This is a genomic window from Ochrobactrum sp. PL_is483, from assembly GCF_055816855.1.
The window spans coordinates 65,500-82,344 of record NZ_JBVPGS010000029.1; the positions used below are offsets into that span (position 1 = coordinate 65,500).

The following is a 16,845-nucleotide window of genomic DNA, read 5'->3' on the forward strand; positions in this document are numbered from 1 at the left end:
GCATTAGAACAAGGTTTACATTCATGCTTGAGATCAAGAACCTCCATGCAAAGATCGCTGACACGGATACCGAAATCATCCGTGGCCTGAACCTCACCGTGAACAAGGGTGAAGTTGCAGCAATCATGGGTCCGAACGGTTCGGGCAAGTCGACGCTTTCCTATATCCTCGCCGGTCGTGAAGACTATGAAGTCACCGAAGGCGACATTCTCTATAACGGCGAGTCGATCCTCGAGCTCGACCCGGCAGAACGCGCCGCCAAGGGCATCTTCCTGGCATTCCAGTACCCGATGGAAATTCCGGGCGTTGCCACGATGGAATTCCTGAAGGTTGCGATGAACAGCCAGCGCAAGGCGCGCGGCGAGCCGGAACTGAAGATTCCGGAATTCATCAAGCGCGTGAAGGACGCCGCCGGCGGCCTTAACATCGACATGAACATGCTCAAGCGCCCGCTTAACGTTGGCTTCTCCGGCGGCGAAAAGAAGCGCGCTGAAATTCTTCAGATGCAGCTTCTGGAACCGAGCCTCTGCGTCCTCGACGAAACCGATTCCGGTCTCGACATCGATGCGCTGAAGATCGTTTCGGAAGGCGTGAACGCCCTGCGTTCGCCGGATCGTGCCGTGGTCGTCATTACGCACTATCAGCGTCTGCTCGAACACATCGTTCCAGACAGCGTGCACGTGCTGTACAAGGGCCAGGTCATCAAGTCTGGCGACAAGAGCCTCGCGCTGCACCTTGAAGAAAATGGTTATGCCGACGTAATCGGCGAAGCTGCCTGAGGAGGGTTGGATCATGAATATCCAGACCGCCCCAGCTTCCAAGCCGCGAACGCCGGCTGAAAGCGCGCTGATCGACAGCTTTGCCGACCGTATGGGCGACCTGCCGGGCAATGGCGATGTTGTCGTTGCACGTGATGCGGCGCTTGAATCGCTCAAGGAAAACGGCATTCCGTCACGCCGCGTCGAAAGCTGGCACTACACGGATTTCCGTACGCTTCTGAAAGGCGTGGCGCCCTTCGACACGTCGGCGGGAACGCAGGCCTTGCCTGCGCTCATCGCAGGGTCGTCGATCGTTGCCGCAAGCAACGGCGTTGCGCTTGGTGCGAATGCGCCTGAAGGCGTGTCGCTGACGCCAGTCCGTGAAGCGCTGGCTGATGGCTCGCTCGTTACCCAGCTCCGGTCGCGCGGCTTCGACGATACGATTGGCCAGATCAATGCTGCCTATGTCAGCGATGGCTGGATGGTTTCGATTGCCGATGGCACCGAACTGGAGGCTCCGCTGGAGCTCCAGAATATCCAGAAGGCCGGACAGGGACACACACGTTTCCCGGTTCGCATTGGAGCTAATGTCAAGGCGACCATCGTGGAACGCCAGAATGGCGGCGAGGGCGATGCCTTCTCCACGTCTGTCAACCACGTGACCGTTGGTGACGGCGCCGAGATTCTCTGGGTTATCCTGCGTGATTTCGGTCAGGCAACGCAGCTTTCGCAGTTCAATGCGACGATGGGCAAGGGCTCCCGCCTGACGCTTTACGTCATCAATGCGGGCGGCAAGCTGGTGCGTCAGGAAGTCCACGTCAACGTTGCCGGAGAAGATTCCGACTTCGAACTTCGCGGCCTCAATCTGCTGGCTGACGACAGCCATACCGACGTGACCATGACGGTGGGCCATCTGGTGGAGAACACCCGTTCGACCGAGATCGTCCGCAATGTGGTCAAGGACCGTGCGCGCGGTGTCTTTCAGGGCATGATCCGCGTTGCGCAGATCGCTCAGAAGACCGATGCTCGCATGGCCTGCAACACGTTGCTGCTATCGGACGATGGCGAATTCGATGCCAAGCCGGAACTCGAAATCTTCGCGGATGATGTGGCCTGCGGCCATGGCGCGACGGTTACGGAACTGTCGAAGGACTATCTGTTCTATCTGATGGCCCGCGGTATTCCGGAAAACGAGGCTCGTGGCCTGCTGATCAAGGCTTTCATCGCCGAGATTATCGAAGAGCTGGAAGACGAAACGCTGGTTGAGGCACTGGAAGAAGTGCTGTCCAACTGGCTCGCCAGCCATGCCTGATTGATTGAGGCGGAGCGTTTGAATGCGCTCCGCCTTTTCCTGCCGGAACGGCAAGAGGAACGATCATGGACCAGAAGAATCCGCTGATTGCGGCTTATGACGTCGAGGCGATCCGCCGGGACTTTCCGATTCTTTCGCGAGAAGTGCACGGCAAGCCGCTCGTCTATCTCGACAATGGCGCATCGGCGCAGAAGCCACAGAGCGTCATCGACGCGGTTGCTCACGCTTATTCCAACGAATATGCCAATGTTCATCGCGGCCTGCATTTCCTGTCGAATGCGGCAACGGACGCTTATGAAAAATCGCGCGAGACGGTGCGCCGTTTCCTGAACGCCGGTTCGGTTGACGAAATCGTCTTCACGAAGAATGCGACGGAGGCGATCAACACTGTCGCCTATGGCTATGGCATGCCGCATATCGGTGAGGGGGATGAAATCCTCCTGTCTATCATGGAGCATCACTCCAACATCGTGCCGTGGCATTTCATCCGTGAAAGGCAGGGCGCGAAGCTCGTCTTCGCGCCGGTGGACGATGAAGGCATCTTCCATATCGAAGAATTCGAGAAGCGCCTGACGGAGCGGACCAAGCTTGTCGCGATCACGCATATGTCGAATGCGCTTGGAACGGTGACGCCGATCAAGAAGATCGTTGAACTTGCCCATGCGCGCGGCATTCCGGTGCTCGTCGATGGCAGTCAGGGCGCTGTGCACCTGCCTGTCGATGTGCAGGATCTGGGTTGCGATTGGTATGTTTTTACCGGCCACAAGGTCTACGGCCCATCCGGCATCGGCGTGCTCTATGGTCGCGCGGAAATGCTGGAAAAGATGCGGCCCTTTCAGGGCGGCGGTGAAATGATCGAAGAAGTGACGGAAGAAAACGTCACCTATAATCATCCGCCGCACCGTTTCGAGGCCGGTACGCCACCAATCGTTCAGGCGATTGGGCTGGGTGCTGCACTTGAATATATGGAAAAGATCGGCCGTCACGCGATCCTCGCCCATGAGGAAGACCTGCGCGATTATGCTCATGAACAGCTCGGACGCATCAACAGCTTGCGCATTTTCGGTAATGCGCCGGGCAAGGGAGCGATCATTTCTTTCGCGCTTGAGGGCATTCATGCCCATGACGTGTCGATGGTGATCGACCGGGCCGGGGTTGCGGTTCGTGCTGGAACGCATTGTGCGCAGCCGCTCTTGAAACGCTTCGGCGTCACCTCTACATGCCGTGCATCCTTCGCCCTGTATAATACCCGCGCTGAAGTGGATGCATTGGCGGAAGCCTTGGAAAAGGCAAGGAAGTTTTTCGGATGACCGATATGGAACAGAAAGTTCAGGACAAAGCCGATACAGAGGTTGCGGAACAGACCGCAGCCGGTTCGGTATTTTCGGCGTCTGCCATCCCGCAGGAAGAACTTCTGCGCATGACGGATGACATCATTGCGGCGTTGAAGACGGTATATGATCCCGAGATTCCAGCCGATATTTACGAACTCGGCCTTGTCTACAAGATTGATATTGAAGACGATCGCACTGTGAAAATCGAAATGACATTGACTGCACCTGGCTGCCCTGTTGCGGGCGAGATGCCGGGCTGGGTAGAGAACGCGGTCGGTGCGGTTGAAGGCGTTTCGATGGTGGAAGTTACGATGACGTTCGATCCGCCATGGACGCCGGATCGTATGTCCGAAGAAGCGCAAGTAGCTGTCGGCTGGTATTGATCAATCCATGTAAATGCGGCTCTTCGGGCCGCATTTTTGATTCTCGCTAAATGCGCCATCCATGATTTACCCGAATCCCTGCAAACTTCTGGAAATCCGGTCAATGAGTTGCGGACGACACCAGGCCATCGCGTCAGGTTATTACGCTAGTTCTTTGATTTTTGGATGATTTTGGTGCCCCCAGAGAGACTCGAACTCCCGACCCCCTGATTACAAATCAGGTGCTCTACCAACTGAGCTATAAGGGCACTCGCGTCCGATTAGCACAAATGCAGCGACTGTAAAACGAAAATTCATCGCCAGCAGGTCATGGCAACCGGGTTTTTCATGTGATAGCCAATAGCGAGTTGGGGAAATAGTGGCAACCTTGTCAAGGTGGGCCGGATTCGGGACTGTTACTATGGAAGATAAATCGCTCGCGCTTCATTTTCTGTCATCAGGAACCGAAGAATCACTTGTCGCCCAAAAGGAACTCGTGGCCCGTTATGGTCATGTGGCCGCCGAAGATGCTGATATCATCGTCGCGCTTGGCGGTGACGGAACCATGCTGCAGGCGCTTCGCGATTTCATGAACAGTGGCAAGCCGATTTACGGAATGAACCGCGGTTCGGTCGGCTTTCTGATGAATGAATTCAGCGTGGACGATCTTCCCGAACGCATTCTTGCCGCACAGATGGAAACCATTCGCCCGCTTGTCATGGTCGCGGAAACGGAATCCGGTCAATCGTTCGAAGCCCTGGCGATCAACGAAGTTTCCTTGTTCCGTCAATCCTATCAGGCTGCCAAGGTCAGGATAACAATCGACGGCAAGGTGCGGCTGGATGAGCTCGTTTGCGATGGCGTTATGGTGGCGACCCCGGCAGGTTCCACCGCTTACAATCTCTCAGCGCAAGGACCCATTCTGCCCCTTGAGGCGCCGCTTCTGGCGCTGACCCCGGTCAGCCCGTTTCGCCCGCGTCGATGGGGTGGGGCGCTGTTGCCCAAGCATGTGACCGTTCGTATGGATCTGCTGGAAACCGAAAAGCGTCCTGTCAACGCAGTCGCTGACAATAATGAAGTCAAATCGGTCCGCTCCGTCACGGTGCGGGAAGCGCCGAACAGCCAGGTCGCCATTCTTTTTGATCGAAACCATTCATGGGATGAACGCATTCTCACGGAACAGTTCAGGCATTAGGGTCAGCAAAAAGGTGTGCGACTTGAGCAGTGCCGATTGCTTTTTAGCTTTTGATAATTTGAATAAATTTGTTCATGTTCCACGTTGATTTCGGTCGCAACAGCATGTTTGAAGCAATTTAATATCTTTCGATGGTATTTTAGTTGACTTTTGCACGCTGTGGACGTAGGCGATGCTGCAAGAAAACGCATTTTGCGTTGCAGACGCCTTATTCTGCCTTGGTTCCTGCGCCCGATGACGCGGCTGCAACGACAGGATGGGTGGAAATCACTTCCAAACCAGAGAGCTGCGCCTCCATTGACGACATTTGCCGAACTCGGTCTTTCCCCGAAAGTGATCGCCGCTGTAGACGCGGCGGGATATACTGCGCCTACACCCATTCAGGCAGGAGCTATTCCTCCAGCCCTTGAACGCAAGGACGTTCTCGGTATCGCGCAGACGGGAACCGGCAAGACTGCGTCTTTCGTGCTGCCAATGCTGACGCTTTTGGAAAAGGGCAGGGCGCGGGCTCGTATGCCGCGCACGCTCATTCTGGAGCCGACCCGGGAACTGGCTGCTCAGGTCGAGGAAAATTTCACGAAATATGGTATCAATCATCGGCTGAATGTGGCGCTCCTGATTGGCGGCGTTTCGTTTGACGAACAGGAACGCAAGCTTGAGCGCGGCGCAGATGTGCTCATCGCTACGCCGGGTCGTCTGCTCGATCATTTCGAGCGCGGCAAGCTGCTCCTGACCGGCGTTGAAATTCTCGTCATCGACGAGGCGGATCGCATGCTGGACATGGGCTTCATTCCGGACATCGAGCGTATCTGCAAGCTCATCCCGTTCACGCGTCAGACACTTTTCTTCTCGGCCACCATGCCGCCGGAAATCACCAAGCTGACCGAACAGTTCCTGCATTCTCCCACGCGCGTCGAGGTTGCAAAGGCTTCCTCCACGGCCAAGACCGTGACCCAGCGTCTGGTGAAATCCAGCAAGAAGGATTGGGACAAGCGCGCCGTGCTGCGTGACCTTATCCGCGCGGAAGGCGATACGCTCAAGAACGCGATCATCTTTTGCAACCGCAAGAAGGATGTGTCGGAGCTGTTCCGCTCGCTGACGCGGCACGAATTCAATGCTGGCGCTCTTCATGGCGACATGGACCAGCGCGCCCGCATGACCATGCTGTCGAACTTCAAGGACGGCAAGTTGCAGTTGCTGGTCGCGTCCGACGTAGCTGCCCGCGGTCTCGACATTCCCGATGTGAGCCACGTTTTCAATTTTGATATCCCGATTCATTCTGAAGACTATGTCCACCGCATTGGCCGTACTGGCCGCGCGGGACGCTCCGGCAAGGCTTTCACCATCGTAACGCCTTCGGATACGAAATATCTGGCTGCGATCGAAGACATGATAGGCGAAAAGATAGAATGGCTTGACGGTGACCTGTCGACGCTCCCCCCTTCCGACGAGTCGGACGAGCGCAAGGGCAAGAATGCGCGCGGCAAGGGCAAGGATGCAAAGGGCAAGGACAAGCCGAAAGACAAGGCAAAGACCAAGCCTGCCGAAGTTCTCGATCCTGCCGAACTGCCGCAGCCGGTAATAGAAGCCAGTGATCGTCGCGATGCGATCCGTGCTTCAAATGATGAACGCCGCGGCAAGCCGCAGCACGAGCATAAGCGCCGTCGTGATCGGGATGATGATGGTCCGACACCAGTTGGCTTTGGCAACGACATTCCGGCATTCATGCTGATTCCGACTGGAATCTGACAGAAGCAGTACAGAAATGGTTCAATCGGCTGCAAGCTGACGCTTCGCAGCCGATTTCTTTTTTGGCTTGTTTTTCTCGCTACGCAAAGCGGCGTCGTAGGCGAGGCGCGCCCAGCGCGTCATGACTTCCGGATCGTCGAAAGCTTCACTCGGCACGCTCCAGTAAGGCATGGCTATTGGGTCGCCGCCTTTGCGTCCTTCATAGGTCCACTGGATCGCGCCAGCTTCTACGAACTCCGGAATGGTGATGTTGTCGGCCTTGAAGAGAAGCTCGTCGCGAACGACGAGCGCAAAAATGACGCCTTGATGATAAATGCCCTTGCCGCCGAACATACGGCGGATGCTGATGGGGCCGAAGTCCTGCAGTAAATCGCGAAGAGCTTCGTCATCCATTGGCTGGTGGACCTTTGTGTTGGTTCAGGCTGCGCCCTGCATCTGGCGGAGGCTTTCAGGGGAGGCGGCTTTGATTTCAACGGATTCGCCGCAGCCGCAAGCCGAGGTCTGGTTCGGGTTGTTGAAGACAAAACCCGTGCGCAGCGTCGTCACTTCGAAATCCATCTGGGTGCCAAGCAGGAAAAGAACCGCTTCAGGCGCGATAAAAACCCTGGCCCCGTCCTTCTCGATCACATCGTCGCCCGGCTTGGCTTCGGTGACCAGATCGATGGTATATTCCATCCCGGCACAGCCGCCTTTTTTCACGCCCACCCGGATACCAAGCGCGCCATCCCGCGATGCGATGATCTCGCGAACGCGATCAGCTGCCTTGTCTGTTAGCGTCATGACTGCGAAACGGCCCATATTCTCTCTTCCGGTACGGTGCTGGCATATGGACGGAGAATCGTCCAATCTCGTCGCAACAAGCTGAGTTTCCTCTGCGATTGCCACGTTTTCACTATAGTTAGTGTTGTAACATCTTTACTGCAATACACCAAATCGGAAGCGTGTCAGGCGCTTCACAAAAGTTTGCTAGGAAGAGGAGAAGCGAATGTCAGACGACCGAATGAAACCTCTCATGCTGGCTGCTGTAATCGGCCTTCTTTCAGCCGGAGGGGCCTGGGCGCAAAATCCCCCTAAAGCCGCGCCTGAGGAAACGCCCAGAAACGTGCAGGAAAAGCATGACAAGGCTTCCCAGCCGATCGAGGAAACCAAACCTTCCGAGCAGACGCAGGAGGCTGCGGGCGGCGTGACGGTCCCGGACTATCGCGATGATCGTTCCACGCCGCAGGCACTGATTGAGTCCTACTACAATGCGGTCAATCGCAAGGAATTTGCCCGCGCTTACGGTTATTATTCCGAGGAGGGACGAGAGCCCGACTTCAAAACCTTTGTGAAGGGCTATGAAAACACCAAAAGCGTCAAGGTCGCCTTGCGCAAGACCGATCCTGATCCGGGGGCAGGGCAGATTTATTGGAGCCAGCCTCTGGCTATCGAGGCGGAGACGACAGATGGAAAAAAAGAAGTCTTTACGGGCTGCTATACGATCCATCTCACAAATCCGGCTATGCAGGAAGAACCGCCTTTCAAGCCTATGCAGATCATGACGGGTTCGCTCACCAAATCACCACTTGAGCTGGAGAAGAGCGTGCCGGAGACCTGTGAGGCACCGTAAGAAACGACACAAAATAGCTCTTGACCTTGCCACGATGGGAAGCTCCATCTTGTGGTCAGTTCCCAAAAAGGAGTGACCGAGTTGATGAAATTTTCCATTCCCAAGATGAAGTGCGGCGGTTGTGCAGATAACATTACCGTCGCGCTGCGTGAACTTGATCCGGCAGCGTCAGTCGAAATCGACCTCGAAAACAAGGAGGTGGAGTTCGGCGGCAAGGTTTCGCGGGACGCCGTGCTTTCGGCGCTGGCAGCAGCAGGTTATCCTGCATCGAATACTCAATAATGTGATTTCAGGGGCGCTTGTATCCGGGCGCCGCAAAAGCTAGAGCGCATCCCGACAGTTGTGGAACGGTTTCGGGATGCGTGCTTGCAGGCAGCGATATGATGCCGGGAAGCAAGGCGCTTTCCGGCATTTTCATATTCTGATGCTGGCAACAAACGGTTATCAATGAGCATAAATGCCGCAAATGCTGTGTTTCATTGACTGGACCCGCGATTTTTGCCACATCAACGGCAAATCTCGTTTATGGTGCTCCGCGTGCGTCCCGAAGGACGCGCGGCGCTCCAATGGCATGAAACATCGCATTCCGCGACAAGGAAGGGTTTAGGGCTATGGCAGCCGATTTCCAGGATCTTCGCACAAAGATGGTCGACAATCAGATCCGTACGACGGACGTAACCGATCTGGCGGTTATCGATGCTTTCCTGGCCGTGCCGCGCGAGGCTTTCGTTCCCGCCGCCCGCCAGGTGCTCGCCTATATCGATGAAGACCAGCTCCTTGAAAGCGAAGGCAAGCAGCCTCGCTACCTTATGGAGCCTTCGCCTTTCGCAAAGCTTGTGCAGCTTGCACGCGTGAAGAAGACGGACGTGGTTCTCGATGTCGGCTGCGGCACCGGCTATTCCGCAGCTATTCTTTCCCGATTGGCAGGCTCGGTCATCGGTCTGGAAAGTGATTCCGTGTTATCGGCTGCCGCGACTGCCCGTCTGGCTGAATTGGGCTATGACAATGTTGTGATCGTTTCAGGTGAGCTGCAGGCTGGCTACCCGTCGGAAGCCCCTTACGATGTGATCGTCATCGAAGGCGCCGTCGATTTCGTTCCGGACGCATTGCTCGGCCAGCTGAAGGATGGCGGACGCCTTGTTGCCGTCGAAGGTCGCGGAAATGCCGGAGTTGCGCGGATTTATGTCAAGGAAAATGGTGTTGCATCGGGGCGCGGTGTGTTCAACACTGCGGTCCGTCCGCTTCCGGGATTCGAACGGGTTCCGCAGTTCGAATTTTAATTTTAGCGGATGGTACAATTCTGCAACGCTACGAAATTTGTTTGTGCAAGCTCTGGCGGGGGCAATGGAAATAACCGAATTTAGAGGTTATTAGGATTTGCCCGAACCAATCGGTTCGATAGTTGGATTCGTTTGTTCTTATAATGAGGTACCCGGTGTTCAAAACGTGCAAAGGACTGGTAGCGGCCGCAGCATTGTTGTCTGGCACCATTTTAACGGGGCAGGCGGCGTTCTCGGAAACGCTGACCGGCGCTCTCGTAAAGGCCTACAAGAACAATGCTAACCTGAATTACTCGCGTGCAGGCGTTCGTGTTACGGATGAAAGTGTGGCGATTGCCAAGTCCGGCTATCGTCCACAGATCACCGGAAGCTATGACGTAGGGCGTGGCAAGACGCCTTCAAGCCGGGGATATCGCACGACAGGCACGTTCGGCATCGAGTTGAACCAGATGCTGTTCGACGGGTTTCAGACCAAGAACAATGTCGCCGCCGCAGAAACGCAGGTCTTCGCCCAGCGGGAAAACCTTCGCAACGAAGAGCAGAACAGACTCTATGAGGCGGTAACCGCCTATATGGATGTCTATAAAGCGCGCCAGATTGCAGTTCTGCGTGAGCGCAACCTGGCGGCCTTGAACGAGCAGGTGCGTGCTGCAAGGGCTCGTCTCGATGTGGGTGAAGGTACGCGCACCGACGTTGCGCAGGCCGATGCCAGCCGTTCGACTGCGGTTGCGGCGCTGAACTCGGCGCGTGCGGACGTCAAGTCGGCAGAAGCGACCTATGTGCAGGTTGTTGGCGTTCAGCCGGGCAAGCTTGCAACCGCTACGGCAGCCAAAAACCTGCCAAGTTCGCCAAGCCAGGCATTTGCCATTGCGACCGCCGGGCATCCCGGCATTCTTGCGACCCAATATGCCGTCAATGCCGCCGGATATAATGTGAAAGCCAAGGAAGGCGCTTTGCTGCCGTCCGTCGGCCTCAAGGCAAGCGCCAGCCATCTCGATACCTATTCTGGTGAAGGCGGCTCGCAGACTGATGGCAATTCGGCCTCGATTGGTGTCGGCGTCAGCATTCCGATCTATACTGGTGGCCGCACATCGGCGCAGGTTCGCCAGTCCAAGGAACAGCTCGGCCAGGCGCGTATCGAAGTCGATGTCGTTCGCGATCAGGTCCGTCAGGCGATCAGTTCGGCATGGTCGCAGCTCGAAGCAGCCCGCGCATCGGTCAAGGCAAACCGTGACGGCATTGCCGCTGCACAGCTTGCTCTCGACGGTGTCATCGAAGAACGCAAGGTCGGACAGCGCACCACGCTTGACGTCTTGAATGCGCAGAACGACCTCATCACCGCGCAGATTGCACTGGTTGAGTCCGAGCGCAATGTCGTCGTCGCCAGCTATGCTCTTCTGAATGCAACGGGTCGCATGACCGCGAGCCAGATGGGCCTGCAGGTTGCCGAGTACAAGCCGGAAGAGCATTATAAGGCCGTCAAGGACAAGTGGTTCGGCCTGCGCACGCCGGACGGCCGCTGATCGGTTTTCCCAAGAGGACCATTAATTGAAAAGGCACCTTCGGGTGCCTTTTGTTTTGCCGCCGATTCGACGTTTTCCGCATCGCAAAGATTAACAAATCCATAAAGCTGTGAGTTTGAACCCGCCAGCCTTGGCTGGGGATTCTCAAACGCAGGATCGTCCGCTACCCTTAATCCATTGATTCTCTGTCTTTTGCAGACAATGTCGCAATACAGGAAAACGGATAGCAGTCATGGCACAGACATCCAGCGCAGCACGGGAACCGTCAATGGAAGAGATACTCGCTTCCATTCGCAGGATCATCGAAGACAGCGATGTCACCCGCCAACCCATGCCATTGGCCGGTTCTCCGGTTCGTGGTGAGGTCGCGGAATTCCGCCGTCCGGCCGAGGAAAAATCGGTTACCCAGCCGGAGAAACCCGCCATGATGCGCAACGTGTTCCAGGACGAGCCGACATTGCGCGGTCCGATTGCCGAGCCGCTGAAAGCCGCTCCCGAACCTGAAGCCGAGGCCGACGATGAGGATGATGTCGTTCTCAATGCCGAGAATGACGATCACTCCAATGTCGGGGCTACGTCATCCGTGGAACAGTCGGTCGAGGCTGCCACATCTCTTGAAGAAATCGATCTTTCGGTTGAGACGGATATAGCCGAGGCACTTGATGCCATGCTCAAACCGGACGTCACTGCAGAAATCGGACCGGCACCCACCGTTACGGGACAGGAGGTTCCGGTTCAGCCCGAGGCTGCGACGCCGGTCGCGGAACCTGTTGCAAAGACAGTGCCTGCTGCCCATATATTGTCGCAGGTCGCCGAACGTCAGGTGGCAGCGGCATTTCAGGATTTGAACCATGCCGTTCGCGCTGAGCCGCGTCGTTCGTTCGATGATATCGCTACGGAACTGTTGCGTCCGATGCTGCAAGACTGGCTCGACAACAATCTGCCTACGCTTGTTGAGCGGCTCGTTCGGGAAGAAATCGAGCGGGTAGTGCGCGGCGAACGTTAGAGCGCATCCCGAAAACTGTGAAACGGTTTTCGGAAAAGATGCGCTGTAAAACAAACAGTTAGAGCGCCGATATGATCCATTGGATCGAAAAGCGCTCTAAGTGGTATCAAAGCGATCTATCGAAGTGTTACCCGTCTGTGCAGCAGGCGGGTTTTCACTTTTCAAGCGGCCAATGGTGGCATCATCACTTTTAAAGTGATTTGTCAGCTGTTAGTTGCTATTGAGCCCTCAATCCATTCATCGCGCATAAAGACCGGATAATTCCATGCTTGAGAAGACCTATGACGCCGCGGCCATAGAGCCGAAAATTGCTGAACGCTGGGAAGAAGCGGGTGCATTCAAGGCGGGTGCAGGCGCGAAGCCGGGAGCCGATCCGTTCGCCGTGGTTATTCCGCCGCCGAACGTCACGGGATCGCTGCATATGGGCCACGCCCTCAACAACACGATCCAGGACATCATGGTTCGCTTCGAGCGCATGCGCGGCAAGAACGTGCTGTGGCAGCCCGGCATGGATCACGCCGGCATTGCGACCCAGATGGTTGTCGAACGGCAGCTTGCCGAACGGCAGGAGCCGAACCGTCACGCCATGGGCCGCGAAAAGTTCATTGAACGCATCTGGCAGTGGAAGGCTGAATCCGGCGGCATGATTTCCAATCAGCTTCGCCGCCTTGGCGCCTCGTGCGACTGGTCGCGCGAACGCTTCACGATGGACGAGGGGCTTTCGCGCGCGGTTCTGGAAGTTTTCGTCACGCTCTACAAGCAGGGCCTGATTTATCGCGACAAGCGTCTGGTCAACTGGGACCCGAAGCTGCTGACGGCGATTTCCGATATCGAAGTTGAATCGCGTGAAACGAAAGGCCACCTGTGGCATTTCCGTTATCCGCTCGAGAACGTGCCTTTCGATCCGGAAAACCCGCATACCTATATCGTCGTTGCGACCACGCGCCCGGAAACCATGCTTGGTGATACCGGCGTTGCGGTCAATCCCAAGGATGGGCGCTACCACGCACTGGTCGGCAACGATGTCGTTTTGCCGCTCGTCGGGCGTCACATTCCAATCGTTGCGGACGATTATGCCGATCCGGAAGCCGGTTCTGGTGCGGTCAAGATCACGCCTGCCCACGATTTCAACGATTTCGAGGTCGGCAAGCGCAATGACCTGCGCGCCATCAACATCCTGACGCCTGAGGCATCCATTACCCTGAAGGGGAATAACGACTTCCTCGAAGGCCTCGAACTGACTCCTGAACTGAAGGCGCTCATCAATGAGCTCGACGGCCAGGATCGTTTTGCGGTTCGCAAGCGCATTGTCGAACTGATGGACGAGCGCGGCTATCTGGAGAAGGTCGAGGACCACACGCACGCCGTTCCGCACGGTGATCGTGGCGGCGTGCCGATCGAACCTTACCTGACCGACCAGTGGTATGTGAATGCTGCCGAACTGGCCAAGCCAGCAATGGCTGCTGTTCGCAATGGCACCACGCAGATCGTGCCCAAGAACTGGGAAAAGACCTATTTCGACTGGATGGAAAACATCCAGCCATGGTGCGTCTCACGCCAGCTCTGGTGGGGACACCAGATTCCGGCCTGGTACGGTCCCGATGGCAAATGCTTCGTCGAAAAAAGCGAGGCGGAAGCCAAGGCCTCCGCACGCGCGCACTACGGTGAAGATGTTGCACTGGAACGCGACACCGACGTTCTCGATACGTGGTTCTCATCTGCCCTATGGCCGTTCTCGACGCTCGGCTGGCCGGACAAAACGCCGGAACTTGCCACCTATTATCCGACCAGTGTTCTGGTTACGGGGTTTGACATCCTGTTCTTCTGGGTTGCCCGCATGATGATGATGGGCCTCCACTTCATGGAGGAAATCCCGTTCCACACGGTCTACCTGCATGCTTTGGTTCGCGACAAGAACGGCGCGAAAATGTCGAAGTCGAAGGGCAATGTCATTGATCCGCTGGAGCTGATGGATGAATACGGTGCCGACGCGCTTCGGTTCACCCTTGCCATCATGGCCGCTCAGGGCCGTGACGTGAAGCTCGATCCGGCACGTATCGCAGGCTATCGCAATTTCGGCACCAAGCTGTGGAACGCAACGCGCTTTGCCCAGATGAACGGCGTGAAGCTCGACGCCGGTTTCAAGCCCGAAAATGCCAAGCTTGCAGTCAATCGCTGGATTTTGACCGAACTGACCAAGGCGACCCGCGCGGTAACCGAAGGCATCGCTACCTATCGTTTCAACGAAGCGGCGGGCGCGGCCTATCGCTTTGTCTGGAACCAGTTCTGCGACTGGTATCTGGAACTGCTCAAGCCGATCTTCATGGGTGACGATGAAACCGCGAAGGCAGAGGCTCAGGCCACGGCGGCCTATTGCCTGGACGAGATCTACAAGCTCCTGCATCCATTCATGCCATTCATGACGGAAGAGCTGTGGACCCTGACGGCGGGCGAGGGACAGAAGCGCGACACTGTGCTGGCGCTTGCGGCCTGGCCGGAACTGTCCTTCGAGGATGAGGAGGCTGCTGCCGACATCAACTGGCTTGTTGATCTTGTCACCGGAATTCGTTCGGTTCGTGCCGAGATGAATGTGCCTGCTGGCGCGATTGCTCCGGTCGTTGTCCTTGATGCCAATTCGGCAAGCGTGGAGCGGTTTGCCCGCCACGATGCGGCCATCAAGCGCCTTGCCCGCGTGGAAAGCGTTGCGTTTGAAGCGCAAGCACCAAAAGGGTCGGCGCAGATGCTGCTGGGTGAGGCGACAATCTGCATCCCGCTTGGCAATCTGATCGACCTCAAGGCCGAATCCGCGCGCCTTGCCAAGGAGGCTGGCAAGATTGCCGCTGAAATGGATCGCATCGAGAAGAAGCTCTCCAATGAGAAGTTCGTTGCCAATGCGCGCGAAGAGGTCGTTGAAGCCGAGCGTGAGCGGTTGGCCGAATTGAAGGAAGCAGCACAGCGCGTGGCGACCGCGGAGTCACGCATTCGTGATGCGAGCTGATTTGATCTGACCTGAAAACGACCCCACGTTTTTCGAATCAAGCACCCGGCAGTGCATTTCGCTGCCGGGTGTTTTTTGTGCCGGAGGTGGATTTCGGCGCAATTCAACCGCTGGAACGATTGATCGAACCGCCGTTTCGATTGTTTTTGACTAATGTTGCGCTTTCGCAACAAGGCGAAAAAGAGGTCAAAAACTGGCCGATTTGCGCATATTTTGACGTTCGCGTGACCGATTACTGCTAATGAACGGCCTCAGGATCGAAGTTTTGGCCATTTTCGACAGATGCCGCGAAAATTGTATGATGCTAATCCAATTTAATGGATATTGCGGCTTCAAACCTTCCTGATTTACGTTTTCGTCAACGTTAATATCGTTGCTGTGTGGGAGGACATTTATGAGTGTACAGCGCGTGAAAATGGCGGGAATGGTCGCGGCTCTCCTCGGGAGCGCGGTTGCAGCCAATGCAGGTGGTTTCGAGCGTAGCTCGCAGGATTTCGATATCCTTTTCGAAAAAGGGAACGTTGTCGACACCACCGGCACCTATATCATGCCGCAGCGAAAGCTGAAAAATATCCAAGGTTCGCCAATCGCTGCGAAAACGGGCGGTATAAACCCGATCACCAAGCGGCCATATGAAACCGAGGTTGACGAAGCCAAGAGCTATTGGGTGCCGAAAGCATCTGCGAAGTTCGACCTGACGGATGATTTTGCCTGTGCTGCCCAGTATCGGCAGCCTTGGGGTATTCACACTGACGTTGGCGTCGATACGGTCCGCATGTATACCGCGATCGAGCAGAAGATTTCCTCGAACGATTACGGCGTGAATTGCTCCTATCGCTTTGCAGCCGGAGAGAAGAGCTATTTCCGCATTCTCGGCGGCGTGAGCTATCAGGAGCTTCGGGGTGAACAAACTCGAATGATCCCGGGTATTGACCCGCGCGATAATCCGACGAAGTTTCCGTTCCCTGGTCCGTTCCGCGTAGCGTCTCTGGACGTAGAGGATGAAGCCATCGGCTGGCGTCTCGGTGCGGCCTACGAAATCCCCGAATATGCGATGCGCGCGACGCTCGTTTACCAGTCCAAGGTCAAGTACAATCTTGAAGGAACGATTGATAATCTGGCGATTGTCGGTGGGCGTGCGCTGCCGATCAACGTTGAAAGTGACGTTGCGACGCCGCAATCGGTTGAATTCAAGTTCCAGACCGGTATCGCTCCTGACTGGCTTGCTTTCGGTTCGGTCAAGTGGACTGACTGGTCATCCATCAGCCACGTGGATTTCAACACATCCGACAGCAAGATTGCTCGCAAGGGAACAACGATCACCAGTTTGAACCTGTATTATCAGGATGGCTGGACGGTGAGCGGTGGTGTTGGCCACAAGCTCAACGAACAATGGTCCCTGGCCGGTACTGTAACCTGGGACCGTGGTACCAGCACAGGCCTGACATCGCAGACTGACGTATGGCTGTTCGGCCTGGGAACCAACTACAAGCCGAACGATCAGTTCGAGGTTCGTCTTGCTGGCGCGGCTGGCTGGCTGTCCTCCGGTGAACTTGATGATACCGTTGTCGATAACAAGGCGAGCCTTACGGGTTCCAAGGGCAGATTCGGTAATGACTTTGTGGGTGGTTTGTCACTCACTGCCAAGGTCAAGTTCTAGAGTACTTCCGAGCGAGCGGTTCCAACGGTTCCGTTAAAACAGGAGCCGCTCCAGGCTTG

Annotated in this window: 15 protein-coding genes and 1 tRNA gene; 13 read left to right on the forward strand and 3 right to left on the reverse strand. The window is 56.2% G+C overall.

Going from position 1 to position 16,845, the window contains the following annotated elements; all coding sequences use genetic code 11:
• Positions 1-23: 23 nt before the first annotated feature.
• The 4 genes from sufC to AC0TNJ_RS05805 all read left to right on the forward strand — a co-directional run bounded on the left by sufC (position 24) and on the right by AC0TNJ_RS05805 (position 3,787).
• Positions 24-779 (forward strand): Fe-S cluster assembly ATPase SufC, encoded by a 756-nt coding sequence (gene sufC, locus AC0TNJ_RS05790; RefSeq protein ID WP_006466709.1) that lies wholly within the window; start codon positions 24-26, stop codon positions 777-779.
• Between the two features lie 13 nt (positions 780-792).
• Complete coding sequence (sufD, locus tag AC0TNJ_RS05795; protein ID WP_473767542.1) at positions 793-2,070, forward strand: Fe-S cluster assembly protein SufD; 1,278 nt, start codon at positions 793-795, stop codon at positions 2,068-2,070.
• Positions 2,071-2,135: 65 nt separating this feature from the next.
• Positions 2,136-3,380, forward strand: coding sequence for a cysteine desulfurase (locus tag AC0TNJ_RS05800; RefSeq protein ID WP_473770540.1), 1,245 nt, complete (start codon positions 2,136-2,138; stop codon positions 3,378-3,380).
• On the forward strand, positions 3,377-3,787 hold the full coding sequence (locus tag AC0TNJ_RS05805) for an SUF system Fe-S cluster assembly protein (protein ID WP_122000201.1): 411 nt from the start codon (positions 3,377-3,379) through the stop codon (positions 3,785-3,787). The genes AC0TNJ_RS05800 and AC0TNJ_RS05805 overlap by 4 nt, the downstream gene beginning before the upstream one ends.
• 172 nt (positions 3,788-3,959) lie before the next feature.
• On the opposite strand, the gene AC0TNJ_RS05810 is transcribed toward AC0TNJ_RS05805, so the two are convergent.
• Positions 3,960-4,035, reverse strand: a tRNA-Thr gene (locus tag AC0TNJ_RS05810).
• Between the two features lie 152 nt (positions 4,036-4,187).
• Here AC0TNJ_RS05810 and AC0TNJ_RS05815 point away from each other — a divergent pair.
• Complete coding sequence (locus tag AC0TNJ_RS05815) at positions 4,188-4,961, forward strand: NAD kinase (RefSeq protein ID WP_122000202.1); 774 nt, start codon at positions 4,188-4,190, stop codon at positions 4,959-4,961.
• Positions 4,962-5,258: 297 nt separating this feature from the next.
• Complete coding sequence (locus AC0TNJ_RS05820) at positions 5,259-6,710, forward strand: DEAD/DEAH box helicase (protein ID WP_473770541.1); 1,452 nt, start codon at positions 5,259-5,261, stop codon at positions 6,708-6,710.
• Positions 6,711-6,731: 21 nt separating this feature from the next.
• Here AC0TNJ_RS05820 and AC0TNJ_RS05825 read toward each other — a convergent pair whose 3' ends face one another.
• Both AC0TNJ_RS05825 and sufA read right to left on the reverse strand, forming a co-directional pair.
• Entirely contained in the window at positions 6,732-7,103 is a 372-nt protein-coding gene (locus AC0TNJ_RS05825) for a TfoX/Sxy family protein (protein ID WP_473770542.1), read from the reverse strand.
• A 24-nt stretch (positions 7,104-7,127) separates the two neighbouring features.
• Positions 7,128-7,508, reverse strand: a complete 381-nt coding sequence (sufA, locus tag AC0TNJ_RS05830) for a Fe-S cluster assembly scaffold SufA (RefSeq protein ID WP_122000205.1) — start codon at positions 7,506-7,508, stop codon at positions 7,128-7,130.
• Positions 7,509-7,695: 187 nt separating this feature from the next.
• Here sufA and AC0TNJ_RS05835 point away from each other — a divergent pair, with 187 nt between their 5' ends.
• The 7 genes from AC0TNJ_RS05835 to AC0TNJ_RS05865 all read left to right on the forward strand — a co-directional run bounded on the left by AC0TNJ_RS05835 (position 7,696) and on the right by AC0TNJ_RS05865 (position 16,786).
• A complete protein-coding gene (locus AC0TNJ_RS05835) occupies positions 7,696-8,319 on the forward strand; it encodes a hypothetical protein (protein WP_122000206.1) in 624 nt (207 codons plus the stop codon).
• 81 nt (positions 8,320-8,400) lie between these two features.
• Positions 8,401-8,601, forward strand: coding sequence for a heavy-metal-associated domain-containing protein (locus AC0TNJ_RS05840; RefSeq protein WP_122000207.1), 201 nt, complete (start codon positions 8,401-8,403; stop codon positions 8,599-8,601).
• A gap of 329 nt (positions 8,602-8,930) precedes the next feature.
• Complete coding sequence (locus tag AC0TNJ_RS05845; RefSeq protein WP_122000208.1) at positions 8,931-9,599, forward strand: protein-L-isoaspartate O-methyltransferase family protein; 669 nt, start codon at positions 8,931-8,933, stop codon at positions 9,597-9,599.
• 143 nt (positions 9,600-9,742) lie between these two features.
• Positions 9,743-11,122: a TolC family outer membrane protein gene (locus tag AC0TNJ_RS05850; RefSeq protein WP_473770543.1), complete on the forward strand. Its 1,380-nt coding sequence runs from the start codon at positions 9,743-9,745 to the stop codon at positions 11,120-11,122.
• 232 nt (positions 11,123-11,354) lie between these two features.
• Positions 11,355-12,128 carry a PopZ family protein gene (locus AC0TNJ_RS05855; protein ID WP_473767539.1) on the forward strand — a complete coding sequence of 258 codons (774 nt, stop codon included), beginning with the start codon at positions 11,355-11,357 and terminating at the stop codon, positions 12,126-12,128.
• A gap of 265 nt (positions 12,129-12,393) precedes the next feature.
• Positions 12,394-15,126: a valine--tRNA ligase gene (locus tag AC0TNJ_RS05860; RefSeq protein ID WP_473770544.1), complete on the forward strand. Its 2,733-nt coding sequence runs from the start codon at positions 12,394-12,396 to the stop codon at positions 15,124-15,126.
• Between the two features lie 547 nt (positions 15,127-15,673).
• Positions 15,674-16,786 carry an OmpP1/FadL family transporter gene (locus AC0TNJ_RS05865; protein ID WP_473770608.1) on the forward strand — a complete coding sequence of 371 codons (1,113 nt, stop codon included), beginning with the start codon at positions 15,674-15,676 and terminating at the stop codon, positions 16,784-16,786.
• Positions 16,787-16,845: the final 59 nt, after the last annotated feature.

Bases quoted from the DNA above. Each gene is read 5' to 3' on its own strand.
- sufC (WP_006466709.1), top strand. From the start codon at position 24: ATGCTTGAGATCAAGAACCTCCATGCAAAGATCGCTGACACGGATACC.
- sufD (WP_473767542.1), top strand. From the start codon at position 793: ATGAATATCCAGACCGCCCCAGCTTCCAAGCCGCGAACGCCGGCTGAA.
- AC0TNJ_RS05800 (WP_473770540.1), top strand. From the start codon at position 2,136: ATGGACCAGAAGAATCCGCTGATTGCGGCTTATGACGTCGAGGCGATC.
- AC0TNJ_RS05805 (WP_122000201.1), top strand. From the start codon at position 3,377: ATGACCGATATGGAACAGAAAGTTCAGGACAAAGCCGATACAGAGGTT.
- AC0TNJ_RS05815 (WP_122000202.1), top strand. From the start codon at position 4,188: ATGGAAGATAAATCGCTCGCGCTTCATTTTCTGTCATCAGGAACCGAA.
- AC0TNJ_RS05825 (WP_473770542.1), bottom strand. From the start codon at position 7,103: ATGGATGACGAAGCTCTTCGCGATTTACTGCAGGACTTCGGCCCCATC.
- sufA (WP_122000205.1), bottom strand. From the start codon at position 7,508: ATGGGCCGTTTCGCAGTCATGACGCTAACAGACAAGGCAGCTGATCGC.
- AC0TNJ_RS05835 (WP_122000206.1), top strand. From the start codon at position 7,696: ATGTCAGACGACCGAATGAAACCTCTCATGCTGGCTGCTGTAATCGGC.
- AC0TNJ_RS05845 (WP_122000208.1), top strand. From the start codon at position 8,931: ATGGCAGCCGATTTCCAGGATCTTCGCACAAAGATGGTCGACAATCAG.
- AC0TNJ_RS05850 (WP_473770543.1), top strand. From the start codon at position 9,743: ATGAGGTACCCGGTGTTCAAAACGTGCAAAGGACTGGTAGCGGCCGCA.
- AC0TNJ_RS05855 (WP_473767539.1), top strand. From the start codon at position 11,355: ATGGCACAGACATCCAGCGCAGCACGGGAACCGTCAATGGAAGAGATA.
- AC0TNJ_RS05860 (WP_473770544.1), top strand. From the start codon at position 12,394: ATGCTTGAGAAGACCTATGACGCCGCGGCCATAGAGCCGAAAATTGCT.
- AC0TNJ_RS05865 (WP_473770608.1), top strand. From the start codon at position 15,674: ATGCCGCAGCGAAAGCTGAAAAATATCCAAGGTTCGCCAATCGCTGCG.